A 25,476-nucleotide genomic window follows, 5' to 3' on the forward strand; every position below is an offset into this window, starting at 1 on the left:
TTGGTCCGGAGTGCATCCACAAAAGCCAGGTCGGCTATCAGGCCGCCTCGCTTTGGCTTTGCGCGGTGTTCGCCCCCTCGAGAGGCCGAGTGGAGGTTCTGCGCAGTGGGCACCTCGGCATGGATGCCGAGGTAGCCGCGCCCGGCCATGGATGGCCGATCGCGGCGGGCCCACGGAGCAGGACCGGAGCGAGGGTATGCCGAGCACTAGCGAGGCACCGAACGAAAGGGGCAAGAGCCCTTTGGTTACTTTGGGGCTTTTCCAAAGTGACCCGCTGTAAAAGCGGAACCCTAGGTGGCCGTGGCCGCAGGAATGGATATGTATGCGGTCAACAACATTCAGGTCGGCTAGCAGGCCGTCTTCGCTGGCAAATACCCCAAAAGTCCTGTGGGAGCGAGCCTGCTCGCGAAGACGGTGGCACAGTCAACGTTGCTGTCAACTGATCCACCGCCTTCGCGAGCAGGTTCGCTCCCACAGGGGAGGATGTTTTATGGCCTACTCGAAAACAACCTTGCTGCGACTGGCGTCCCAAGCCTCGATCTGCCCTTGATAACGCTCTTCAATCAGACTGCGACGAATCTTCAAGGTCGGCGTCAGCAGCGCATTCGCGACAGTCCAGGGCTCGGCGACAACCACCAGGCACCCCAATTGCTCATGGGACTCGAACTGTGCATTGACCTCTGCCAGGAACACTTCAAGCTCAGTACCCACCTGGTCACGCCCCTCGGCCGTGGCCAGGGCAGCGCGGGTATCGGGCGACACGTTGATCAAGGCCAGCGGTTGTGCCAGTCCGACGCCGGTGACGCAGGACGCCTCGACACGCGGATGATTACCCAGTTTGGCCTCGATCGGCACCGGCGCGACGTACTTGCCCTTGGCCGTCTTGAACAGCTCCTTGACCCGCCCGGTGATGCGCAGCCGTCCCTGCTCATCCAGTTCGCCACGGTCACCGGTACAGAACAGGCCGTCGGCGGTATAGCTCTGGGCGGTCAACTCGGGTCGCTTGTAATAGCCCAGCATCTGCGCCGGACTCTTCACCAGAATTTCGTTGTCGTTACCGATACGGCATTCGACACCCGGTATTGCCGCCCCCACATAACCGACACGCACCTGCCCCGGCAGGCTGAAATGCGATGTGCCGAAGTTCTCCGACATGCCATAGCCTTCCAGTAACTCAAGACCCAGCTCGCGATACCACTCCATCACCTTGACCGGCAACGGCGCCGACCCGGACAGGCCCGTGTGTACCTGGTCCAGTCCCAGGGCCGAGAGGATCTGCGACTTCATCAGTTTGCCTTCCACCGGATCGGCGAAAGCGGCAGCCTGGCTGGCAGGGTCGATCCGTTCGTTGATGCCCTGATAGAACTTGCCCCACAACCGCGGCATGGACAGGAAGATCGTAGGACGTGCACGTCGCAGGTCGTCGCTGAAGGTGTCCAGCCCCAGGTTGAAGAACACCCGGCAACCACTGTAGAGCGACACCGCCTCCACCACCGCTCGTTCGGCGGTATGGGCAAGCGGCAAGTAGGACAGCAAACGGTCACGGTTGCTGGTGCCCCGGCCGTTGTCATACATGCAGCCGGTCACCGCCGGTGCGTTGTACATGGCGGCGAAGCTGTGCATCACCCCCTTGGGATCGCCGGTACTGCCGGAGGTGTAGATGATGGTGGCAAGTTCTTCGGGCGCCGGTTCGAGCACCCTTTGCAGCGGCGCGGTATGGGCGATGATTCGCTCCCAGGACTCGCCCTTGCCGCAGCCGGACATGGGTAAGTCAATCAACGGCAGGCCGGTTGGAATCGAAGCGCAAACCGCATTCCAGCCAGCCGCGTCGCCCTCCAGGCGACCGACGAACAGCAGCCGTATTTCGGCATGCTCCAACACGTAGCGCACCGTGTCGCTGTTGGCGGTCGTGTACAGCGGGACACTGACGTGCCCGGCCATCCAGATCGCCAGGTCCGCGATGATCCAGTGCGCGGTGTTCTTGCCGAAGATGCCGATAGACGATTTCGCGGGCAGTTCGAGGGTCCGCAGGTGAGCGGCCATGCGCCGCGCCTGGTCGCCCACTTCACGCCAGCTGTAGTCTTGCACGCTGCCATCGGGCAGGGGTTGGGTCAGGTAGATTGAATCAGGTGTGTTGAGCTCCCAGTGAAGGAAGCGATGCAACAGGGTTGAATTCTTGTTGTTATTCATGGCTGCTCCTGCATCTGAAGGATGGTGTTCCACCCATTGAAATTGTTCTGTTGCGCCAGTCGCAGCGCGCATTCGCCGCCCGGTTCAATCGCGCTGATATAGGGTGGTCGTCACCGTGCCATCGGCACCTGTCTGATGTTGAAGGGCCAGTTGCGCATCGGCGACCTGGCGTCGGCCGGCACTCCCGCGCAGCTGTTGCACCAGTTCGATACACTGCGCCAGAGCGCTCGCCGCCGACGCCTGACCCAAGGCAAGCAAACCACCGGAAGGATTGACGACCAAGTTGCCACCCGCCGTATTGTCGCCATCTTCGACCATCTTTTCACCGCAGCCTTCCGGGCAGAAACCCAGTGCTTCGTAAAGCAGCAACTCGCTGACGGTACTGGCGTCGTGCAGCTCGCACACGGCCACCTCTTGCGGCCCCCTGCCCGCTTGCTCATACAACTCGCGGGCGGCGGCGACGTTGACGTCATAGTCTACGCCAGCGAAGCTCGAAACCCGATCCAGGCCGCTCACCTGCTGCGGTGAAACGCAGGCCTGGGCGGCAATGCGCACCCTCGGGCCGCTGCAGTGGCGCCTGGCAAACTCACCGGAGCACAGCAAGACCGCCGAGACGCCCGAGCTGCCCCAGGCAAACTGAGGATGCGTGAGCGGTTCGGCGATCGATTGCGCCGCCAGCACCTGCTCCAGGCTCAGCGTGCGGTTGAACGCCGCCATCGGATTGAGCGCGGCATGCTGGCGCGCCTTGACGGCGATCATGGCGAAGGTCTCTGGCCGGGCCTGGTAACGCACCATGTAGTCCCGCGCAGTGGTGCCCAACTGTTCGAAGAAAGGGCCCGGCGCCACGGGCGCACTCTGAACGCCCAGCACCAGGATGCTTTCGGCCTGCCCCAGGGTGATGGCCTGACAAGCCCGGGCAAGCAAGGCACTGCCATCGACGCCACCCTCCGGAAAGTGACAGAGGGGGGCTTGCCCCAACCCTACTCGTTGCAAAGCACGCTGCAAGGTCACGCCATCCATCATGCACGAGACGGCATAGACGGTCGCGATGTTGCTCGCGGACAAGCTGGCATCGCTGAGTGCCTGTCGTATCGTACCGCTGACCGGAACCGCCGGATCGGGTCCCAGCGTGGTCGTACGCAAAGGCGACATCCCTACGCCAATCACATTGACGCAACGTTGCATCGTGCTCTCCTGAAATAAAAAAGCTGCCGCTTCCAGCTCAGGAAAGCGGCAGATGCCCAAGGGATCAGGCCGGGACGGACTCGAACAATTCGACCGCGCCGTTTTTCAATACAACAACGTCTCGCTCCACAGCGCGCATCTCGACCACGATGCGTGTAGGGGACTCTCGCCACATGCGGGTTTCCAGGGTATCGCCGGGCATCACGATGGACGCGAAACGCGCGCGAACGCTCTTGAACAGGCGCGAGTCGTTGCCGCAGAACGCCTTGATCACATGGCGACCCAGATAGCCGAAGGTGCACAGACCGTGCAGGAACGGTTTCTCGTAGCCGGCCCTGGCGGCGTAGTCCGGATCGATGTGCATCGGGTTCCAGTCGCCGCACAGGCGGTACAGCAGCGCCTGGTTGATTTCGGTCTTGTCAGCCAGCACCGCGTCGGGCTGACGATCCGGCGCCACGTTGATTTCTTCGCTGGCCACACGCTGCAAGCCTGCACCCGGTACGCCCGGGTAGAAGCCGGTGACTTCGTTGTAGAACAGCGGCGTGCCGTGTTCGTCGGTGGTCTCGATGGCCAGGATGGTGACGGTGCTCTTGCCTTTGTCGATGGCCGACTTCAAGCGCATGGTGTGCTTGAGCTTGGCCTTGGGCGGCAATGGGCGATACATCACGGTGTATTGCTCGCCGTGCAGGCCCTTGGCGAATGGCACGTTGAGGCCTTCGAGCTGTGGCTCGCCGGACTTGGCGGCACGCAGGAACACTTCGGTCGCCGGCAACACGGCCATGGTCGGCAGGACACGGAACTCGTCGCCGAGGAACTCGTTGACGTACTTCAACTCGTCGCGGTCCAGCGGGTCCTTGGCGGCGCCGACAGCCAATGCATAGAGCGCGGCATCGTTCTGGTCGTATTCGGTTTCCAGATGGGAGACGGCGTTGGCCGCCACTTCCATATCGATGAATGCATTCCCGCCCTTGGCCGGCGATTCCATGCGCGTGAACAGCTCCTTGAAGCTATCGCCGCCATCGGCGTGATAAACGCTGTGCTCGTCGAACCGGGTAATGCGTTCCCAGTTATCGCGAACCAGTTCCGGGCTCAAGGTATTGGTGTGCAGATGACGACCCTGGGAACGCTCCCAACGGTATTTGGCATGGAAACCGCCGCCCACTTCGAACAGGCTGCCGGTGTCCTGGCATTCCTCGCTGCACAGCCAACCCACCAGCGGCGCGCAGTCTTCCACTTTCAGCTTGTCGTGAAGCTCCTGGGGGAAAATGCCGCTGGCGATTACCATGCGCGAGGCGGCGATCGGGGCGATGGTGTTGACCCGGATGTTCTTGCTCGCGCCTTCGATGGCCAGCGAGTTGGCAAAGCCGATCAGGCCCGACTTGGCCGTGGAATAGTTGCACTGGCCGAAGTTGCCGAAGATACCGGCACCGGACGCGGTCATCACGATGCGGCCGTAGCCTTTGTCGCGCATGATCGGCCACACGGCGTGGGTCAGGCGGAAGGCGCCCTTGACGTGGACTTCCTGAATCAGGTCCCACTGCTCCTCAGTCATCTTGTGGAACGAACTGTCGCGCAAGACGCCGGCGTTGTTGATCAGAATGTCGACCGTGCCGAACACCTCGAGCGCGGTGGCGACGATTTTCTCGCCCTCGGTCACCGAGTTGTAGTCGGCGACAGCTTCGCCGCCCATGGCGCGGATTTCCGCCACCACGGCATCGGCGGCAGAACTCGAGCTGCCCAGGCCTTCGGTGCTGACACCCAGGTCATTGACCACGACCCTGGCGCCTCGGGAACCCAGCAGCAAGGCGTGGGCGCGTCCCAGGCCGTTGCCGGCGCCGGTAACGATGGCGACTTTGCCGTCAAAACGAATTTCTTGAGACACGTTTGCTCTCCTATGATCGCGCTCACAACGTGCGAGCGATGATTTCCTTCATGATTTCGTTGGTCCCGCCCCAGATCCGGTTGCCACGGGTGTCCAGGTACAGCTTGGCAATCGGGTATTCGGTCATGTAGCCGTTGCCGCCATGCAGTTGCAGGCAGGCATCGACCACCCGGCTGCTGAGTTCGGCGGTCCAGTACTTGGCCACCGCGGCCGCTTCGGCCGTCAGTTCACCGCGCAGCAACAAGGCCATGCAGCTGTCGACCCATGAGCGGCCGATCTGGATTTCGGTCTTGAGTTGCGCCAGGGTGAAACGCGAGTTCTGGAAGTCGAGCACCGGTTTGCCGAACACGATGCGCGTGCGGGTGTATTCGAGGGTGTGATCCAGCGCCGCCTCGGCCTGGGCCTGGAAACCGGCGGCACCGATGATGCGTTCCCACGCCAGGTCGTGCATGAGCTGATAGAAGCCCTGCCCTTGCACGCCACCGAGCACGTTCGCGGCCGGCACGCGGCAATCGTCGAAGAACAACATGCTGGTGTCCTGGGCATGCAGGCCGATCTTTTCCAGCGGCTGGGAACGACTGAACCCTTCGCGCTCTTTCTCGACAATAATCAGCGAGATGTCCTGGGCACCCTTGCCGCTGCTGCCGGTCTTGCAGACCACAACCGCGAGGTCGCAGGACGATCCGTTGGAGATGAACGTCTTCGAGCCGTTCAGCACGTACTCGTCGCCGTCGAGCGTCGCACGGGTGCGCACGGCTTGCAGGTCCGATCCGGTATTGGGCTCGGTCATGGCGATGGCGCCCACCGCCTCGCCGGCGATCATTCTCGGCAGCCAGGTCCGCTTCTGCGCCTCGGTGCCGTAATTGAGGATGTAGAACGCCACCAGGCCGTGCACGCCGAAGCCGATCAGGCCCGAGGCCCCGACCCGCATGAATTCTTCGGCGAACACCATGTCGAACAGGCGGTCGGCGCCGGGGCCGCCATACTCCTCCGGCATGGAGGGCAGTAACATGCCCAGCTCACCGGCCTTGCGCCACACTTCACGGGGCACGCACTTGTCCTTCTCCCACTGGGCGTGGAAGGGTGCGACTTCCTGTTCCATGAAGCGGCGGCAGGCGCGGCGAAACTCATCGTGCTCGGTACTGAACAAGGTACGGGGGATCAAATATTCCATGGGAATTTCTCTTTATCCTGAGTCTGCAACCGGGATCAGAGCGTGCGCCCGACCAGATCTTTCATGATGTCGTTGGCGCCGCCGGCGATGCGCAGGACGCGGTGATCGAGGTAGTGACGGGCCACCGGGTACTCGAGCATGTAGCCGTTGCCGCCGTGCAGCTGGACGCACTCGTCCACGACCTTGGTGTAGAGGTCCGAGCACCATAATTTGGCGGCGGCGGCCGCCTCGGGGCTGAGGGTCCCGGCCAGGCACTGCTCCATGCAGCGGTCGACGTAGTTCTGCGACACCGCCAATTGCATCTTCAGGTCGGCCAATTTGAAGCGGGTGTTCTGGAAGGCGAAGATCGGCTTGCCGAACACGGTGCGACCCTTGGTGTATTCAAGTGTGCTTTCAAGCACGGCCTCGGCACCGGCGACGCTGCTGATGGCGATCGACAACCGCTCCCAGGCCAATTCCTTCATCAGTTGGAAGAAGCCTTTCCCGGCCTCGCCGCCCAGCAGGTTTTCCTTCGGCACCCGGACGTTTTCGAAGAACAGCATGGTGGTGTCCTGGGCGTGCAAACCCACCTTGCGCAAGGGTTTGGACCGACTGAAACCGGCACGGTCGGCTTCGACCAGGATCAGCGAGATGTCCTGGGCGCCCTTGCCCGAGTTGCCGGTCTTGGCGACCACCACCACGACATCGCAATTGGTGCCGTTGGAGATGAAAGTCTTGGCGCCATTGATGACGTATTCATCACCGTCCAGCACGGCGCGGGTCTTGACCGCCTGCAGGTCGGAGCCGGTGTCGGGCTCGGTCATGGCCACTGCGCCAATGGCCTCGCCGGCTGCCATCTTCGGCAGCCACGCCTGCTTTTGCTGCTCACTGCCGAAATTCACCAGATAGCCGGCAACGATGTCATGCACCCCGAAACCGATCAGGCCGGAAGCCTGGCCCGCCCGGTAGATTTCCTCGGTCGCAATCATCGAAAAAAGGCGATCCAGCCCCAGCCCGCCATAGGCCTGCGGCGTGGTCGCATTGAGCATGCCCAGCGCGCCGGCCCGCTCCCAGATTGACCGGGGAACCCGATGGTCTGCTTCCCACTCTTCGAGGCAGGGAGCACATTCCTGAGCCAGGAAGCGCCGCACGCTGCGGCGAAACTCCTCGTGCTCTTGATCAAACAGGCTGCGCGCAATCATGGGGTGGTTCTCTCCTCAAATCATCGTTCTGCCACCTATCCAGGGGCTATGGATCGATCATAGGAGGAGGTATCGGCGATCCGCCCCCTCGGGGAGGGGGGGATTTGTGCATTCGAAAATCAAGGTTTGCTTCTAATGCGGGCCAGGCAAGCGCAACATTGAATGGCTTCCACACCACAAAGGCTACGGGCAGCGGCGACTACTCACGCCGATCAATCTGATCCAGCATCCAGACCGCGAGAATCGAGCAAGCAACTGTCGATTTTGTCTTCGACATCACAGGGTTGAAAACCGCTTGCGATAATCACTCGGACCGACCCCGAGACGCCGCACGAATGCCCTTCTGAAACCATCCGTATTGGCATAGCCGACGATATCGGCCAAGCGCTTGAGTGACACGTCCGAATCTTCGATCAGCCGCCTGGCGGCATCGATACGGGCAAGCTCGACAAACTCGGCCGGGGTCGAGCCGGCTTCCGCCTTGAAGGTGCGGGCAAAGTTCCGTTCGCTCATGCCTGCGCGAGCGGCCAGGGTGGGGACGCTCAGGTCGGACTTGAGGTGCTGCAAGACATAGTCCTGCACATCCCTGATCACACTGCGTTCGGCTGTCTGTGCGGCCAATTGCGCGCTGAACTGCGATTGCCCGCCAGGTCGCTTGAAGAACATCACCATTTCACGCGCGACACTGAGCGCCAGTTCCCTGCCGTGATCCTCTTCGACCAGCGCCAAAGCCAGGTCCATGCCTGCGGTGACTCCCGCCGAGGTGTAGATGTTGCCGTCCCTGATGAAGATGCTATCGGGTTCGACGCAGGTTTGCGGATGTTCCCTGGCGAGTTTCGCGCTGGAATTCCAGTGCGTTGTCACACGGCGCCCGTCGAGCAGGCCGGCGGCAGCCAGCAGGAATGCGCCGCTACACACCGAGCCGATGCGACGCACGGATTTGGCCTGCCGGCGCAACCACTCCTGTAGCGCAGGGTTCATGGCGATTTCGTCGATGTGCGGGCTGCCGGCCACGAGCAACGTATCAATCCGGCCTTTATAGGTCTCGAAGGTCTCATCCACGCCGAGTTTCAAACCACTTGAGCCTTTGATCATCCCCTTGTCGGTACCGATGACTTCGACCCGGTAGGCGCGTGGATTCCCCAGTTGCCTGGCTGCTTCGGCGAACACATCGGCGGGTCCGACAACGTCAAGCAGTTGCACGCGGGGGAATGCCAGGAGGGTTATGCGCATGATGTCTGTCCTCGTCGAATCATTGGCTGAATACGTCGCCATGTGACTATTTCAGCCAAACCCATTTTCGGCTGAAAATAGCTCCAACAGCAAATTCAGTCAAACGGGAGACTGCCATGAACAACGCATACACCCCCTCCGTCGCAGCGGCACAATCGGTACCCAACAGCACGACTTCAATCAAAAACCTGCCGATCAATCTGTTCGGTTCAGTCATGGGTCTGGCCGGTCTGGGACTGGCCTGGCGCCTGAGTGGTCAGTATTTCGGTGTAGGCGGCGCGTTGGGTGAGGCGATTGGCGCGCTGGCCGGCCTGATATTCGTATTGTTGACCCTCGGTTATCTGAGTAAATGGGTGAAACACCCTGCTGCGGTAAAAGCCGAGTTCAACCATCCGATCGCCAGCAACTTTTTTGGCACCGTCACCATCGCACTGTTGCTGCTGTCGGCCGTGGCGGCACCCCACAGCGAATGGCTCGGGCAGGCGCTCTGGATACTGGGCAGCGCACTGACGGTGTTGCTCGCAGGTCTTGTGGCTTCCCGCCTGTTGTCGGGCAATCAGGATTCATTGAATGCCGTACCTGCGTGGCTGATTCCAGGTGTTGCCACCCTCGATATCGCGGTAACCGGCGCGCACATGCCCATGCCATGGGCGGCGGAGTTCAACCTGTTTGCCCTCGCCGTGGGTGCGGTACTGGCGCTGGTTTTCTTCACCCGGATCTTTTCGCGGGTGGTGCATGAAGCCCCTCTGGCCAAAGGCATGGTGCCCTCGTTGATGGTCCTGATTGCACCGTTTGAAGTAGGTTTTCTGGCGTACACCAACGTGTTCGGCGAAATCGACCGATTTGCCAGTGTGTTGTTCTACTTCGGCCTGTTCCTGTTCGTGGTGTTGAGCTTCAAAGTGTTCCGTCGCGATGTGCCTTTTGCCCCTTCGTGGTGGGCAATCAGCTTCCCCATCGCAGCCCTGAGTAATGCGGCACTGAAATATGCACATGCCCAGGACAACACCTTGCTGATGGTTATCGCTGCGGTGATTTTGCTGTTCCTCACCGTGGCACTGACCGTGTTGCTGGTGAAAACCCTGATCAGCCTGTTCAGCGGAAAACTGTTGGCCAACTGACCGTTTACCTCCCTTTGGCGAGCCCTCACCGGCTCGCTTTTTTTTTGCCCATACAGGTTTCATCCAATGACTTACAACACATCGTGGTTACTGCTGATCGTTGCCGGCTTCCTGGAGATTTTCTTTGCGGTCGGGTTGAAATCTGCAAACGGCCTGGAACGGCCCTGGCTGCTGGTCGGCACGGTCTTCGTGTTGGCCGGCAGTTTGTGCTTGTTGACACTGGCGTTGCGGGTGCTGCCTGTAGGAACTGCCTATGCGGTCTGGACCGGAATCGGCGCCGCCGGCACAGCCATCGTCGGAATGTATTGGCTGGGCGACGCGGTATCGGTCTGGAAATTGTTCTGGATCGGTCTGATCCTGTTGAGTGTCGCCGGGCTGCGCTGGGTGGCCTGAACCGTGAGCCATTGAGGCGAAAGGTCAGGTGCAGCCTTGAGGTTCCGTGGATCCGGTTTCGAGTATTTGCGCGGTGATGCCATGCGTCGGGCGATACAGGTCGAACGGCGCGCTATTCTTGATCTGGGTAGCTGAACGCTCACACCGAAGGAGGTCATCCGTCTATGCACTGTGTCTTTTTCGAAATCCGCTGCGGTTTGACCTGATGCAAGAGGACAAGTCGATCCGCGCCGTCACGACACCCTGAAAAGGAGGCACCAGCATGAGCACCTTGAAGCTTCACCCTGCACTGGACAACGGTATCCAACCCGCCGCCGCGAATTTCACGGGTGGCACCCTGCAATGCCTGTGTGCGACTGACAAGGTCGAGGTCAGGATCGACGCACAAACCCTGCATAACCACGCATGCGGCTGCAGCAAATGCTGGAAACCGCAAAACGCGACATTCGCCGTCATCGCCGTGGTACCCCGGGATAAGGTCAGCGTCACGGCCCACGGCGAAAAACTGGCGATCGTCGACGAAACCGCCACCATCCAGCGCCACGCCTGCAAACAGTGCCACGCCCATCTCTTCGGGCGCATCGAGAACAAGGACCATGCGTTTTATGGCCTGGACTTCGTCCACACCGAGCTCTCCCCCCAGAAAGGATGGGCTGCGCCAGGCTTTGCGGCGTTCGTGTCCTCCATCATTGAAACCGGCACACCGCCCGCGCAAATGAAGGCGATCCGCGAGCGCCTGCGCTCGCTCGGCCTGGAACCCTATGACTGCCTGTCCCCGGACTTGATGGACGCAATGGCGACTCATGTCGCCAAACAGAAAGGCCTGCTCCCCGCCGCCTGATCGAACGGCCGCCGCGGTTGCTTCACTGGACCGCGGCCCCGGTTCACCTTCAACCTTGGACTCGCGCACTTCAACTCATGCCGATTGCCTGCGCCAGGTCCCGGGTGATGTGCCGAACTGGCGCTTGAAGGCGCGACTGAACGCGGCTTCGGATTCATAGCCCACGGCAAAGCCGATTTGCGCCACATTGCCGCGGCCTTCGCGCAGGTGTTGAGCCGCCACGTGCATACGCCAGAGCGTCAGGTATTGCATCGGGGGTTGTCCGACCAATGTCGTGAATCGCTCTGCGAAAACCGAGCGCGACATGCCTACCTCAAGTGCCAGGGCTTCGGCCGTCCAGCCCTCGGTTGGACGCGCATGGAGCAGCGCCAATGCGCGCCCGATATGTGGGTCCCGCAAACCCGCCAGCCACCCGCGCTGTTCGGCGGGAAGGTTCGCGACATACTGGCTGACGGCCTCGACAAACAGCAGTTCGGACAGTTTGGCGATGACCGTGGTCGAGCCAACCCGCCCCGCCGCGATCTCACTGACAGCGAAACGGAATGAGCTTTCGATCCAGGCGCCCGAAGCCGTCGCGCGTACATCCAGCTTCAATAAGGAGGGCAGCGACGACAGCAACGGACTGAAGGGTGTTTCAGAGCCGAGGAAACCACACAACAACTGCGTGGCCTCGCCGTCCCCGCCGTACTTGATGCGTGAAATGCCGCCGACTTCCGGCGGCTGGATAACGTCGCGCGCATGCATGGGTGCAACGCTCAGGTCACTGCCAAACGTATGAACATCGTTGCGGGGCAGCAGTATGAGTTCGCCTGCCCGCACGTCAACAGTCGCACCCTCGTCGATTCGCAATTGCATGTGCCCTGCGGCGACGAAATGCGAGGCAATGATATGTCGGGGTGTCGCCAGGAACGGTTTGCAATCGTCCGCAGAGAGCTTTCCGTTGATGCACCAGGGCGCAGTGAGCTCCGCCTCGAGAAAGACCCCTCCCGACAGCCGAATCACACGCAAGACATCAGACAGCGCATCCAGCAATTTGCCAGCCCTCCTTTCCGGAGTCCGGAGCATGTAATCAGGCGGCCCGGTCATTCGCTGCCTGAACCGCGAGGCCTAGATTAGCACCAACGTGGACTCAGTGATCGAGACGCTCCCCAGAGGCTTGCCCCAGGGTCATTGGTTCCGACGTCAGCCGTCATGGCCCCATTACAACGCGAACTGGGAAGCAGGAGATCGATATGAACACAGTCGCCAACATACCCGGCCCGGATTCGGGCAACGCCGCCCGCTATGCTCAAATGGTCAGATCATCGAAGAAAGCCGAATGGCAGATCGATCGCGATTTGCTGCAGGACAGGCACTTCGACTTCTCGCGCAAATTCTTGCCCGACGGACTGTCGCGGGTCGACCGCCTGACTTTTCTCGCCGCGGATGAGGCGCGCCTGCTCAGCCAGATCCAGGGCCGGACCTATGCGTACATCTTCGGTCTGGTCGAGCGCTTTATCAGTGCCAAAATGCTCGATCAGGGTCGGGCCCATGTGTTTGACGATCAGCTCGCACTCGAAGCGCTGGTGCGCTTTTCCAACGACGAAATCAAGCACCAGGAGCTGTTCCGGCGCATGGAGACGATGATGTCTGCGCAATTGCCAGCGGGTTATCGTCAGGTTGCCGATCCAAACGATGTAGCGCGTGCGGTACTGGCGGCCAGTTCCTGGTCGGTGCTGGCACTGACCTGCCATATCGAACTGTTTGTTCAGTCGCACTACACGCAAAGCATCGCCCCGCACGAGGAGTTGTGCCCACTGTTCAAGGACGTCTTCAAATTTCACTGGAAGGATGAAAGCCGGCACGTCGTACTCGATGAACTGGAGTGGAAGGCCGAGCACGCGAAACTTTCGCCGGCCGAGCATGACCAGGCGGTGGACGACCTGATTGCGCTGGTGGCAGCCGTCGACGCCATCCTGCAGGCACAATCGGCAGCCGACACCGACTACTTCATTCGAAACGTTTCACCATCGTTCGGTGTCGATGAGACCGCGCAAATCAAAGCCTGCGTGCTGGGCGCCTACCGCTGGCAATACATTATCTCGGGCGTGCAGCATCCCCACTTTGGCCGGCTGCTGACGCGCATGACTACGCCGGCACAGATGTCCAGGATTCAGACTGCGCTGGCACCGATCATGGGCCATTGATCGAGGGCCCGGCCGACTCGGGTCGGCCGGGCGGCTATGAGATGACGCACTGACGTAGAGGATGGCGGCCATGACGACACCGATGTGGATGTTGCTTGGATTTGCGACCTGGACCTTGCTGCTGTTGATGGCAACCGTCGGGGTCTATCGTTGGGGCAGAATCCTGTTCTCGAATGTGCCGATTGCCTCGTTCCGAAGCGATCAGCCCGAAGGCGAGGACTGGTATCGGCGCGGGACGCGAGCACACGCGAACTGTGTGGAAAACCTGCCGGTGTTTGCCGCCATCGTGTTGGTGATTTCGGTCCTTGGGATAGACGGCCCTGCAGTGAACGACTTGTCCATCGTCGTCCTGATCGCACGCGTGTGCCAGTCTCTGGTCCACGTGTCCCATGTGCAAACCGATGGGTTCGTGGCGGTTCGGTTCAGCTTCTTTTGCGTTCAGCTGGTCTGCTTTCTCGCGCTCATTGTTATAGCCGCCATTCATGGCGCATAAAAACTGGCCGCCTCAACAGCCTGCTCAAGGCGCACCAAAGCGGACCAGCGCAGCCTCGATAAATCGTCGCAACTTGGCCGTTCGCTGACGATTGGCGGTGTACAGCAAATGCATTGGCCGGCCAGGTGCCTGGTAATCAGCCAGCACGCGAACCAACTCGCCGCTGCGCAATGCCGGCTCCAGAAAGTCTTGCGGGCCGAGGACTATTCCGAATCCGTCCAGAGCTGCCGACAGCAGTGCCTTGCTTTCGTTGACCTGCAATCGACTGCCGACTTGTACCCGTTCGACCGCAGAGCCTTTGCAGAATACCCATTCACGGTCGGCCGGCCTGGACCAATAGGCATACCCCAGGCACTCATGGTGCTTCAGATCACCCGGTATTTGCGGCACTCCGCGTTCGGCCAGATAGCCCGGCGCCGCACAGGCCACCAATCGATAAGGCGCCAGGGGCCTGGCGGTCAAACTGGAAGTGGCCAAGGGGCCAATCCTGAACGTTACTTCGTAACCCTCTTCCACCAGATCGACGAAGCGATCGGTCAGATGCAGATCGATTTCGACCTCCGGGTGTTGGCGCAAAAACTCCGTGACAAAGGGCATTAGGCTATAGGAGCCGAAGGTGACGGGTGCGCTGATTTTCAGTTTCCCGCGCGGGGTGTCGCTCATGATCTGCGCAAGGGAGTCGGCCGCCTGAGCCTCGCTCAAAATGTGCTTGCAGCGTTCGTAGTAGGCACTGCCCAATTCAGTCAGGCTCTGGCGCCGGGTGGTGCGGTTCAAGAGGCGCGCGCCTAGCCGCTGTTCAAGCGCGGCGACATGCTTGGCCACCATCTGCGGCGACAGGCCCAATCGCTCGGCGGCGCTGGCATAGGAGCCGGACTCCGCCGCCATCACAAACGCGCCCATGCTCGTCAGTCGATCCATCATTCAACACTCCTGGTAACGAGACTAAGTAACGGATGATTATTTATCTCCCATTGGTTGGCAATCATCATGATTGCTACTGACCAACCAGCGGAGCAAGGACATGAGAATCGGCATTATCGGGGCAGGCTTCATTGCACGTGCAGTGGCGCAATTGGCCATCGCGGCGGGACACCAGGCGATGCTCAGCAATTCGCGTGGGCCACGGACCATGAGCAGTGTGCTCAGCGGCATTCCTGGCAGTCAGGTCGGCACTGTGGAGGACGCGGCACAATTTGGCGAAATGGTACTGGTGGCCATTCCGCTTGAGCATTACCGCAGCGTGCCGGCCCAGTGGCTGGAGGGCAAAACCGTGCTGGATGCCAACAACTACTACCCTGAACGCGACGGTCACATTGAGGCTCTCGACCGATTCGAAACCACCACCAGCCGCCTGCTCGCCGAGCACCTGCCCCACTCCAGCGTGGTCAAGGTGTTCAACGCAATCCTCGCCCAGGACCTGATACAGGACGCGCGCCCCAAAGCGGCGCCCGACCGACGCGCACTGCCCGTCGCTGCGGATGATCCGGTGGCGAAAGCGCGGGTCATCACCTTGCTGGACGAGATTGGATTCGACGGGGTCGATGGGGGCAACCTCGATGAAAGCTGGCGATTCGAACGCGCTAAACCCGCCTACTGCATACCACTGGATAAAGAGGGGCTGAAGGTTGCCCTGGCAGCGGCTCAACGGCAGGTCGAATTGCCCGAGGGATCGTGGCGCCGCTGAACACATCGAGCAATCACGTTTGATTCAAAGGCATGAAGTCGGTACTGACTATGCCGATGACACCTTTGAAGCGAACCGCCTGCGTGACTACGCCGATAATCGAAAGCTCATTGAAGAAATTTCGAGGTCACGCATGGCGAGCGCATCTACAGGGCAGGTCAGCCCGAAAACCCTGAGAAAGGTGATTGTGGCCGCTGGCATCGGCAATTTCGTCGAGTGGTTCGACTTCGCCGTCTACGGTTTTTTGGCCACGACCATCGCCCAGCAGTTTTTCCCCAGCGGCGATGCCAGTGCCGCGCTGCTCAAGACCTTTGCCGTATTCGCCGTGGCCTTTGCGTTCCGGCCCCTTGGCGGGATTTTCTTCGGCATGTTGGGCGACAGGATCGGCCGCAAGCGAACCCTGGCGATGACGATTCTGTTGATGGCCGGTGCAACGACCTTGATCGGCGTGCTGCCCACCTATGCCGCGATCGGGGTCATGGCCCCCATTCTTCTGTCCCTGATTCGTTGCGCCCAAGGCTTCTCCGCCGGGGGCGAATACGCCGGTGCCTGTGCCTACCTGATGGAGCATGCCCCGAGCGATAAACGCGCCTGGTATGGCAGCTTCATTCCGGTGTCGACCTTTTCCGCGTTCGCCGCCGCGGCGGTGGTGGCCTACTCACTCGAGGCGTCATTATCAGCCGAAGCAATGGGTAGCTGGGGCTGGCGCCTGCCGTTCCTGATTGCCGCCCCGCTGGGCCTGGTGGGTCTTTACCTGCGCTGGAAGCTGGATGAAACACCGGCGTTCCAGGCAGTGACCAAGGAACATGCCGTCGCACATTCGCCCCTCAAGGAAACCTTGCGCAACCATGGTGCGGCGATCTGCTGCCTGGGCGCCTTTGTGTCGTTGACGGCGCTTTCGTTCTACATGTTCACCACCTACTTCGCGACCTACCTGCAAGTCGCCGGTGGCCTGAGCCGCGCAACCGCGCTGCTGGTGTCACTGATTGCATTGATCTTCGCGGCGGCGATCTGCCCGCTGGCCGGGCTGTATTCAGACAAGGTCGGACGCCGCATGACCGTGATGACGGTTTGCGCGCTGTTGATTGTGGTGGTGTATCCATCGTTCCTGATGGCCAGTTCCGGCTCGTTCGCAGCGTCCATCGTCGGCGTGATGCTGCTGGCGGTTGGCGCGGTGCTGTGTGGCGTGGTGACGGCAGCCTTGCTCTCGGAAACGTTCCCGACCCGTACGCGATACACCGCATCGGCCATCACCTACAACATGGCGTACACCCTGTTCGGCGGCACCGCACCGCTGATGGCGACGTGGCTGATCAGCACCACCGGCAGCAACCTGTCGCCGGCGTTCTATCTGATCGCCGTGGCCGTGCTGGGGTTGGCGGGTGGTTTGGCCTTGCCTGAGACGTCCAGGATCTCCCTGCATGACGTGCAGGGGCAGGAAAAAAGCGCAAGCGTGAGCGCGGAGGCCTGAACAATACCCCTCCAAAGGAGGGGCGCGCGAAGGATCGGATGCAGGCTATACGGTGATGACCCAAGCGGTCATTTTCACTGCATCCGACGGAGATCTTCATGTCCTTGCGTTTACCTTTCACACTGGGCGCCAGCGCCCTGACCTGGCTGATGACAGCCTGCTTGCAGGCGCCGGTCGCGCTGGCGCAAACCGACTCTGCATCGCCAACGCCCGCCATCAGCGACCAGGATATCAGCGACGCCTACATCTACCTGTACAGCCGCCTGCTGGTGGCACGCCAGCAACAGCTGGACTTCAAGGCGGGCATGCAGTGGAACACCCTGACTCATCACAAGCCCGGCGCGGTGGATTGGCCCAATCCCAATCTGGACGTGGCGTACTCCGAAGCCTGGGTGGCGGTGGACAAGAACAGCTGCACGCTGGTTTCAGTACCGAAGATCAGTGGCCGCTACTACACCGTGCAGTTCCTCAACGGCTGGGGCGAGACCTTGGCCAACATCAATGAAAGGGAGTTCCCCAAGCATCCGAACGGCGAGTTCGCCGCCTGCTTGCAGGGCGCCAAGGTCAAGCTGCCGGCCAACACCCAGCGAGTCGATCTCCCTGCGCGTACAGCGCGGGTGTTGACACGTGTCGAGTTGGGCAGCGACTGGAGCGAAGCCGAGCGCTTGCAGCACCAATTCACAATGCGCCCGACCGGCTCGCCGCAATTGCCGCAGATCCCACAAACACTGATGTTCCAAGGGCAGCAACTGCCAGGCGTGGAAGCCTTCGACTCGGCGAACGTGGCGTTGCAGGAACCTGACCTGAACCCCGGCATGGAACCGTTGCAGGCCAAGGTCCACGCCATCGCCGCCGCCATCGCTAACCCGGAAGAGCGGGCGCGCATTGACAAGTCGATCCACACCCACACGTTCGCCGATCTCGCCAAGGCTTCGCCACTGATGGGCCACGGCACCGCCAGCAACGGCTGGGGCCGCCCCGCCACCTCCGGCACCTACGGCAGCGACTACCTGACCCGTACCCTGGTGAACTATGGCGGCATCTGGGCCAACACCCAGAAGGAAGTGGTCTACTACCGCGGCTGGCAGGACGAGAACGGCAAACCGCTGGACAGCGCGCAAAGCTATTCGGTGACCTTCCCCGCCGACCAACTGCCGGCGTCGATGGTGAACTACTACTGGTCGATCACCGCCACCGATTCCAAAAACTTCCGCGTGCTGCCCAATCCGCAGAACCGCTTTGCAATCAACAGCCATTCGCCGCTGATGTACAACAAGGACGGTTCACTGACCCTGCACTTCGCCCCCACCAAACCCCAGGACGTCGCCGATGGCAACTGGCTGCCCACCTCCGCGGGGCAGAACTATCGCCTGATCTTCCGTTTCTACGGGGCCAAGGGTGGAGCGACCACGGGTGAATACGTCCCGCCGGTGATCAAGCATTCGTGATCGCCCTTTGGGCAAGCCACTCTCGGATCTGGGGGTGGTTTGCTCTGAGTCATGCGCCGTTACCCCCCTCCAACCGGGTTGGCTGCCAAAATCGTTCCCGGGTATAGACTGCCCCCGCGAAACGCCAGCGAGCGAAGTGAATGGAGCGTCCACGCAATGCTCCCCTCCTTCGCTGCGCTGGTGTTTTGCGCTTACGATCCAACAACACCGAGCACCTTGTGGCGAGGGAGCTTGCTCCCGCTGGGTCGCGCAGCGGCCCCAAAAAAAAAGCCTGCTACGCAGTCCAGCGGGAGCAAGCTCCCTCGCCACAAAGTGCAGTGTCAGTTTTGGATTCCTGAATTGGGCTACCACCCATCCCTACTAAAGAAGGGGTGGCAGCTGTACGCAGGTTAGTAGACCGGGGAATCCAAGAAACCGGCGCGCCCAAGGGCGCCCTGCGTACAGCCACCATCAGAATGCAGGCGCAATGCCTGACTGATAGAAGCGTTGTACGTCTTGGATTGAACCACCGGGCTACTAATCCCGATCACTGATGGGCAGTGACGCGAATCAAGTTACCGAGCGGCCCCAAGGCGCACAAGGCGGCGGATTCTGGCGTACCCGTAGGCAACGGTGCAAGGTTTTGTAGCTTTCAGGAAGTAAGGTGTAGGGCGCTTAAACACGCGATCTCATCTTGTGTTGATGGGTCTGACACTTGGGTACTGTTGGAGATAAGACCATTGAGATTTCAGCCGTGCCAAGACGCTAGCCGAGCGCAGCACATAGCATTCGATTCAATTCAAGGATAGGGAAGATCCCCCACTCAAGTCAGTGGGGGGCAGAAATTCAGATCGATTTGGCAATCAAAGTGACGACGACAAAGGTCGCAAGAGCGAACGCAACACCGATGCAGAAAGGCAACAAAGAAGCGCGGGCTGCACTCGGGGCCGGCCTGCGCATTTCTTCGGCGAGCGAGGCTATATCACGACGCAACTGCTCAATGTTGTCCTGATTCGTGGGTTGTGTATGCATGCTGCATTTTCCTTTGCGAGTCACGGGTCATTCCTGTTGCGGGAACTATGTCCGGGTTGCCGATGAACTTCATTAGAACCCTCTCGCTCGCCGCCGGTGTCGCCTCCCTGTTGTGCCCCGTCACTATTTCCTTTCCATCAGTATCTGGATAGCAGGTGACTCCCATTGAAATGTAGGCAAAATCCGATAGCTGAGCACGAAGGTTCATCCGTATGTATCCCTGCATCCATACTTCGCACCTACTCAATCAACCCATTCTTACGCGCCCACGACACCGCATCATAGCGACTCGAAACCCCCAACTTGGCGTAGATGTTTTTCAAATTCCACTTCACCGTTTCCAGCGAAATGTTCAGCGTCAGGGCCACGCGTTTGTTGGCCATCGCCTGGCTGATCAACTCCAGGATGGCCAGTTCCCGTGGCGTGAGCGTCGAAGACACGCCATTGGCCGACGACTCGCTGGTGCGGCCGACGCTTCCCGGGCCAAAGCGCTCCAGCAATTTCCCCAGGTACGCCTTATCCTCACTGGCCAGCGGTTTGCTCGCCAGCGCGGTGAGCATCTTGCGCAGGACTTCGCCTTCGTCGAGGAAGGTGCGCACCAGTCCCAGCCGGCGGCCCTGGGACAAGGCTTCCAGCAAGTGCGCTTGCGCCTGTTCCGGTTGCAGCAGATCGGCATTGGCGCAGGCTTCGAGCAGTTGACCGGTGACCAGCAATTGTCCACGACTGAATTTCCTGGCGTAGGCGCTCAGGATCGCCAGGTTTTCCAGGGCTCTGCCCGGGTAATTGGTGGCCAGTAGCAGGCGCGCTTGCGCCAGTGCCGATATCGCCGGGATGTCTGCCTGGAAGCCCGGGGACTCGCGGTGTTTCTCCGCCAACGCTTGCAGTTTGGCGACCCTGTCGGCGGCGTAGGTTTTGTCATTCACCAGCAAGGCAATATGGGCCTGTTCGGCCAGGCAATGCGCCAGGGCACGATCCTGGTTGATGGTGCGAAAGTGTCGCTCCTGTCGATCCAGAAAGGCCATGGCCACTGCGGCGCTGTCCTGAAGCAGGTCCAGGCGCGCCCGGCAGATGGTGGCGCGCAGCATGGTGTCGGGCATGGCCCATTGCAGCAGCCCGTTGCGATTGGCGAGGATTTCCCGCGCTTCATCGGTACGGTCTACCTCGCGGTAGACCTCGGCCAGCGTGGCGGCCCCCAGATAAGCACTGGCGGCGCGGTGTCCATGCACCGCCACGGCGCAGGCCAATTGTGCCGTACCGATCCGCTCGGCCTCGCGCATCTGGCCGGCCTGCAGGTAACAAAGGGTCCGGGCCCCTTCGGCTACCAACGCCATCTCGCCATTGCGCTCGGCTTCGGGGATGGGGTTCTCGTCAAGACATTGCAGCGCTTCCTCGATCCTGCCGGCCGCCAGATAGGCGATGGTCAGCAGCGCCGGCGCGCCGAAACGCGTCACGGTGTAGTCATCCGGCAACGCCTGGAAGTTCTTGAGCAAGCCAATGATGGGCTCGGTGCGATCACGCTGCAGTTCAATGGCCGCCTGGACCAGCGGCAGTCGATAGGCGACGTCGGCGTGCTGAGCCGCCCCGCTGCGATGGAATTGCTCCAGCCAGACCTCGGCCTTGGCCGGACGGGCCGTGAGGGCGTACGCCAGGCAGCCGAGAAAGAACAAGCGCGGCCGGGAAAACAGGATTTGCTGCGGCAACCGGTCGAGCAGCCGTAGCAACGGGCTCAGTTGACTCAGGCTCCAGGTCGCCGGGGCTGCCCGCTCGATCAACTGTGCGGCGAAATCGAGGTCGCCCGCCAGGGTGGCATGTCGTACCGCCTCGGCCAACAGCTTGCGCTCGGCGAACCAGCGTGCGGCCCGGTTATGCAGTTCGGTTTGCGCGGCGCTGTCCCGGCGCGCGAGCCGTGTGGCCAGGAAATCGCCGAACAGTGCGTGGAAGCGATACCACGGCTGCCGGTCATCGGCTTCGACGCGAAAGATCAACAGGTTCTCTTCATCCAGCCGCTTGAGCATGGCCTGCGCCGAGCTGACGCCGGTGATCGCTTGCGCCAGGGAGGCATTGAAGCGACGGCAAATACTCACACTTTCCATGAACTGCGCCAACTCGGGCGGCAGATGGACCATCACGTCTTCGGCCAGGTAACTCTGCAGATCGTCGGAGCGCCAGCCCATTTCGCGTAGCGCGCCACGGGAGTCCGGATCGCTGCGCAGCAGGATGATCACCAGTTGCAAGGTGGCCGGCCAACCGCTGGTGAGTTCATGGATCTGATGCAGTTCTTCCGGGCTGAGCTTCAGTGCAGCCAGGCTCTGTTCAAGAAATGCGCGGGATTCCGCCAGATCGAATGGCAGTGTGGCGCAATCGAGTTCCAGCAATTGTCCGCTCAGGCGCAGGCGGCTGAAACTCAGCGGCGGGCCGACACGGGATGAGATGACGAAATGCAGGTTCTCGGGGCTGTGATCCAGAAGCTTCTGCATGAGCTGGTGGGAGCGCGGGTCGGTGACGTGCTGGTAGTCGTCGATGACCAGGAACAGCTCCTTGTTGATCGCGGCGGCACCTTCGACAATGGCCGCCACCACCTCGTCGATGAACTCCGGTTGCGCGCCTTCCAGTGGAACACCGCTGTCCAGGGCAATGCCAAGGCGCTGCAAGGCGCCGCGCAGATAGGCGAAGAAGATCGGGACATGCTTGTCATCGCCACTCAGCGACAGCCACGCCACGTCGGCTCCCGAGCGCATCATCACCTGGCGCCACTGGGCCAGCAGCGTGGTCTTGCCGAAACCGGGACTGCCGGTGACCAGGCCGACGCGGCATTGACTCATGCCGCGCAGATCCTCCAGCAGGCGTTCGCGCAGGATGGTCTGGGTGCCGATGCGCGGTGGCGCGAACTTCGTCGATACGAGTAGCTTGTCGGTATGCATGTCCTGACTGGTCTCCCATCCTGCCGTACCCAACGAAACAGCGAGTCGGGCGCTGCACGATCCGGATCGGTGAGGTGTGCCATGTTCTGGCGATTGTTGGATTTTTTACCCGCAGGTTTCTGACAACCCCGGGGTCCGCCTTGGCACAGATGGTGACGGGGAACAGCGATCCATTACCCCCCTACATTGGAGGGGGGTAACCAGAACACCGACCCGCCAGCGAGCAACTCATTCCTGTGGGAGCGAGCCTGCTCGCGATGGTCGTTAACGATAACGCGTGCTGTCTGAATGATCGTGTTGCCCGGACGTTTTTCGCGAGCAGGCTCGCTCCCACAGGTATGAGTTGGCTTTTGCTCTGGCTTTTGATCTTGATCTATCTGCCCCGTTTCCAGAGGCCGAACGCAGGCGTTGCGCAGTGGGCCGGAGCGAGGGGCCGAATGGTGGGGCAAAGCCTTTTGGTTCCTTTTTGGCGTTTGAAAAAGGGACTCGCCGTAAGGGCGAAACCACCAGTGGCCGTAACCGCAGGAATGGATATGTACACCATCAAAACCTATGTCGCCTGACACAAAGCTTTCGCGAGCAGGCTCGCTCCCACAGGTACTCGCTCCTGCAATTAATCCGGATATATCCAGTCAGAGTGTACGCGCCACCAACTCACGCATGATGTCGTTGGCGCCCCCATAGATACGGTTGACGCGGCTGTCCAGGTAATGACGGGCCACCGGATACTCCAACATATAACCGTTGCCGCCATGCAACTGCACGCACTGATCGACCACCTTCGAATACAGCTCGGTGCACCAGAGTTTGGCCGCCGCGGCCGCTTCCGGGCTCAGTTCGTGCTGCAGGATGAGTTCCATGCAGCGATCGGTGTAGGTCTGCCCCAGGACGATCTCGGTCTTGAGGTCGGCCAGCTTGAAGCGCGAATTCTGGAATTCGATGATCGGCGTGCCGAAGGCCTTGCGTTCGCGGGTGTAGGCAATGGTCTGTTCCAGCACCGCCTGGCTCGCCGCGATGGCGAGTATGCCGATGCTCAATCGCTCCCAGGCCAGTTCCTTCATCAATTGGTAGAAGCCCTGGCCAGGCTCGCCGCCCAGAATGTTGGCCTTCGGCACCCGTACGTCCTGGAAGAACAGCATGGTGGTGTCCTGGGCATGCAGGCCGACCTTGCGCAGCGGTTTGGACTTGGTGACCCCGGCGCGGTCAGCCTCCACCAGGATCAGCGAAATATCCCGGGAGCCTTTGCCGGTGCTGCCGGTCTTGGCGATCACCACAATGATGTCGCTGTTGGTGCCATTGGAAATGAAGGTCTTGGCACCATTGATCACATAGTCATCACCGTCGAGCACGGCACGGGTCTTGACCGCCTGCAAATCGGACCCGGTGTCCGGTTCGGTCATGGCCACGGCGGAGATGATGTCGCCGCTGGCCATTTTCGGCAGCCATTGTTGCTTCTGTTCTTCGGTACCGAAGTTGATCAGGTAGCCGGCACAGATGTCATGCACATTGAAGCCATTCAGGCCCGAGAGCCCCGCACGAGCCACCTCTTCGACGGCAATCATCGAAAAACGCCGGTCCAGGCCCAGGCCGCCATAGGCCTCCGGTGTCGTGGCGTTGAGCATGCCCAGTTCGCCGGCGCGCTTCCAGACCTGGCGGGGAACCAAGCGATCCTCCTCCCACTGTTCGTGAAAGGGCGTGCATTCCTCCGCAAGGAAACGCCTTACGGTATTGCGGAACGCTTCATGCTCATGATCAAAGAGTGTGCGCGGAATCATGGAGTGACCTCTGGATGCGATGGGTTCTGTCGGCGACTTTTTCAGCCGACGCCTTTGCGTCACCTTAGAGCGACCCGCGCTCGCCCTGCCCCCTCGAATCGAGTAAGGCAAATGGCTGCTCCTGGATAACGGGCAACCCCACTCCTTTCGAGGGGTGTTTACCCCCAGATAGCGTCGATAGCATTCGGTCAATGCGTGCACACGTGTGCACAACAAGTGAAAAGCGACCGGAACACACGACATGAAGCGCGACAGCACAGCCGGGGATGCATCCGCTCAGCGAAGCGCCACATCCGTCGAACGGATCACGGCCAGGGACCTCGCCCGACGCATGGGGGTGGCTACTTCCACCGTCACCCGCGCCTTCGATGCGCAGTCGCGCATCTCGGCCGAGCTACGCGAGCGCATCCTGGCCCTGGCCGATGAGCTGGGGTATCGCCCCAATGCCATTGCCCGTTCGCTGAACCAGCGCAGGACCGGCATCGTGGCGCTGGTGGTGGGTGACATGGCCAATCCCTTCTATCCCGCGCTCCTTGAAACGTTCTCCCTGAAACTGCGGCAAACCGGCCGGCAATTGCTGCTGTTCGTCGTGCCGCCCGGGGGCGATGCGGACGAGCTGATGCCGCAACTGTTGCAGTATCAAGTGGATGCCATTGTGGTCACCGCCGCGAAGCTGTCTTCACACATGGCGGATCTGTGCGCCCGTCAGGGCGTTGCGGTGGTGTTCATGAACCGCCGGGTCGCGGACCCGACCGTTTGGTCAGTGTGCTGCGACAACCAGCGCATGGCCGCTGAAGTGGCCGAGTACCTCGTGTCCCGGCAACGCCGGGCCTGCGCTTTCGTGTCCGGCGACACAAGCATTTCCACCACCACTGACCGCCTGCGCGGGTTCGAACAGGGCCTGGCCCTGCATGGCCAACACCTGGTGGCGTGCGTCGCGGGCGGGTACACCTACGAAGGCGGACGTGACGCGGCGGCCCGACTGTTCAGTGCCGGGCAACCCGCCATCGACGCCGTGTTCTGTGCCAACGACGTCATGGCCCTCGGTGTTCTGAGCCACCTGCGGATGAACACCTCTTTGCGCGTACCCGAGGATGTCGCCGTGGTCGGCTTCGACGACATCCGCGCCGCGGCCTGGCCGGAAAATCACCTGACCACCGTGCACCAGCCCGTCAGCCAGATGATCGATTGCGCCATCCGTTTGCTGGGCGAAGGTCGTCCGGACGCGAGCGTCATCCAGGCGCTGCACGAGGTGCCCGGCCGACTGGTGATTCGTTCCACCGCATAGCG

The 25,476-nt window shown here is 61.1% G+C and carries 20 protein-coding genes; 9 read left to right on the top strand and 11 right to left on the bottom strand.

The features are described from left to right. Nucleotides 1-495 precede the first annotated feature (495 nt). From BJ917_RS05360 to BJ917_RS05385, 6 genes are all read right to left on the bottom strand, one after another. Nucleotides 496-2,190 carry an AMP-binding protein gene (locus BJ917_RS05360; RefSeq protein WP_096510488.1) on the bottom strand — a complete coding sequence of 565 codons (1,695 nt, stop codon included), beginning with the start codon at nt 2,188-2,190 and terminating at the stop codon, nt 496-498. Nucleotides 2,191-2,274: 84 nt separating this feature from the next. Next, nucleotides 2,275-3,375, bottom strand: coding sequence for a hypothetical protein (locus tag BJ917_RS05365; protein ID WP_096510487.1), 1,101 nt, complete (start codon nt 3,373-3,375; stop codon nt 2,275-2,277). Between the two features lie 64 nt (nt 3,376-3,439). Beyond that, a complete protein-coding gene (locus BJ917_RS05370) occupies nt 3,440-5,257 on the bottom strand; it encodes an SDR family oxidoreductase (RefSeq protein ID WP_121102446.1) in 1,818 nt (605 codons plus the stop codon). Between the two features lie 22 nt (nt 5,258-5,279). Beyond that, nucleotides 5,280-6,422, bottom strand: coding sequence for an acyl-CoA dehydrogenase family protein (locus tag BJ917_RS05375; protein ID WP_256658530.1), 1,143 nt, complete (start codon nt 6,420-6,422; stop codon nt 5,280-5,282). A gap of 44 nt (nt 6,423-6,466) precedes the next feature. Next, on the bottom strand, nt 6,467-7,612 hold the full coding sequence (locus BJ917_RS05380) for an acyl-CoA dehydrogenase family protein (RefSeq protein ID WP_121102450.1): 1,146 nt from the start codon (nt 7,610-7,612) through the stop codon (nt 6,467-6,469). Between the two features lie 276 nt (nt 7,613-7,888). Continuing rightward, complete coding sequence (locus tag BJ917_RS05385) at nt 7,889-8,845, bottom strand: GlxA family transcriptional regulator (RefSeq protein WP_121102452.1); 957 nt, start codon at nt 8,843-8,845, stop codon at nt 7,889-7,891. 116 nt (nt 8,846-8,961) lie between these two features. Between BJ917_RS05385 and BJ917_RS05390 the strand changes: the two genes are divergently transcribed. The 3 genes from BJ917_RS05390 (at nt 8,962) to gfa (ending at nt 11,197) form a co-directional block, all read left to right on the top strand. Further along, nucleotides 8,962-9,963 (top strand): SLAC1 anion channel family protein, encoded by a 1,002-nt coding sequence (locus BJ917_RS05390; protein ID WP_096510482.1) that lies wholly within the window; start codon nt 8,962-8,964, stop codon nt 9,961-9,963. A 66-nt stretch (nt 9,964-10,029) separates the two neighbouring features. Continuing rightward, nucleotides 10,030-10,356 (top strand): multidrug efflux SMR transporter, encoded by a 327-nt coding sequence (locus BJ917_RS05395; protein WP_121102454.1) that lies wholly within the window; start codon nt 10,030-10,032, stop codon nt 10,354-10,356. 262 nt (nt 10,357-10,618) lie between these two features. Further along, entirely contained in the window at nt 10,619-11,197 is a 579-nt protein-coding gene (gene gfa / locus BJ917_RS05400; protein ID WP_096510480.1) for an S-(hydroxymethyl)glutathione synthase, read from the top strand. Nucleotides 11,198-11,272: 75 nt separating this feature from the next. On the opposite strand, the gene BJ917_RS05405 is transcribed toward gfa, so the two are convergent. Continuing rightward, nucleotides 11,273-12,229 (bottom strand): AraC family transcriptional regulator, encoded by a 957-nt coding sequence (locus BJ917_RS05405; protein WP_121102456.1) that lies wholly within the window; start codon nt 12,227-12,229, stop codon nt 11,273-11,275. 200 nt (nt 12,230-12,429) lie between these two features. Here BJ917_RS05405 and BJ917_RS05410 point away from each other — a divergent pair, with 200 nt between their 5' ends. Continuing rightward, nucleotides 12,430-13,383 (top strand): diiron oxygenase, encoded by a 954-nt coding sequence (locus tag BJ917_RS05410; RefSeq protein ID WP_121102458.1) that lies wholly within the window; start codon nt 12,430-12,432, stop codon nt 13,381-13,383. A 70-nt stretch (nt 13,384-13,453) separates the two neighbouring features. Beyond that, on the top strand, nt 13,454-13,876 hold the full coding sequence (locus tag BJ917_RS05415; RefSeq protein ID WP_121102460.1) for an MAPEG family protein: 423 nt from the start codon (nt 13,454-13,456) through the stop codon (nt 13,874-13,876). A 24-nt stretch (nt 13,877-13,900) separates the two neighbouring features. Here BJ917_RS05415 and BJ917_RS05420 read toward each other — a convergent pair whose 3' ends face one another. After that, nucleotides 13,901-14,797 (bottom strand): LysR family transcriptional regulator, encoded by an 897-nt coding sequence (locus BJ917_RS05420; protein WP_177435560.1) that lies wholly within the window; start codon nt 14,795-14,797, stop codon nt 13,901-13,903. Nucleotides 14,798-14,897: 100 nt separating this feature from the next. Here BJ917_RS05420 and BJ917_RS05425 point away from each other — a divergent pair, with 100 nt between their 5' ends. The 3 genes from BJ917_RS05425 to BJ917_RS05435 all read left to right on the top strand — a co-directional run bounded on the left by BJ917_RS05425 (nt 14,898) and on the right by BJ917_RS05435 (nt 18,479). Beyond that, a complete protein-coding gene (locus BJ917_RS05425) occupies nt 14,898-15,560 on the top strand; it encodes an NADPH-dependent F420 reductase (protein ID WP_121102462.1) in 663 nt (220 codons plus the stop codon). Nucleotides 15,561-15,693: 133 nt separating this feature from the next. Next, complete coding sequence (locus BJ917_RS05430) at nt 15,694-17,031, top strand: MFS transporter (RefSeq protein ID WP_121103098.1); 1,338 nt, start codon at nt 15,694-15,696, stop codon at nt 17,029-17,031. A gap of 98 nt (nt 17,032-17,129) precedes the next feature. Then, nucleotides 17,130-18,479: a DUF1214 domain-containing protein gene (locus BJ917_RS05435; protein ID WP_121102464.1), complete on the top strand. Its 1,350-nt coding sequence runs from the start codon at nt 17,130-17,132 to the stop codon at nt 18,477-18,479. A gap of 825 nt (nt 18,480-19,304) precedes the next feature. On the opposite strand, the gene BJ917_RS05445 is transcribed toward BJ917_RS05435, so the two are convergent. From BJ917_RS05445 to BJ917_RS05455, 3 genes are all read right to left on the bottom strand, one after another. After that, entirely contained in the window at nt 19,305-19,490 is a 186-nt protein-coding gene (locus BJ917_RS05445) for a hypothetical protein (protein WP_096510473.1), read from the bottom strand. 239 nt (nt 19,491-19,729) lie between these two features. Then, nucleotides 19,730-22,411 carry a LuxR C-terminal-related transcriptional regulator gene (locus BJ917_RS05450; RefSeq protein WP_121102468.1) on the bottom strand — a complete coding sequence of 894 codons (2,682 nt, stop codon included), beginning with the start codon at nt 22,409-22,411 and terminating at the stop codon, nt 19,730-19,732. Nucleotides 22,412-23,043: 632 nt separating this feature from the next. Continuing rightward, nucleotides 23,044-24,186 (bottom strand): acyl-CoA dehydrogenase family protein, encoded by a 1,143-nt coding sequence (locus tag BJ917_RS05455; RefSeq protein WP_121102470.1) that lies wholly within the window; start codon nt 24,184-24,186, stop codon nt 23,044-23,046. 241 nt (nt 24,187-24,427) lie between these two features. On the opposite strand from BJ917_RS05455, the gene BJ917_RS05460 reads away from it, so the two are divergent. Further along, nucleotides 24,428-25,474 carry a LacI family DNA-binding transcriptional regulator gene (locus tag BJ917_RS05460; RefSeq protein ID WP_096510469.1) on the top strand — a complete coding sequence of 349 codons (1,047 nt, stop codon included), beginning with the start codon at nt 24,428-24,430 and terminating at the stop codon, nt 25,472-25,474. Nucleotides 25,475-25,476 lie beyond the last annotated feature (2 nt).

It is taken from the genome of Pseudomonas sp. WPR_5_2 (genome assembly GCF_003634475.1).
Taxonomy (GTDB): domain Bacteria; phylum Pseudomonadota; class Gammaproteobacteria; order Pseudomonadales; family Pseudomonadaceae; genus Aquipseudomonas; species Aquipseudomonas izuensis.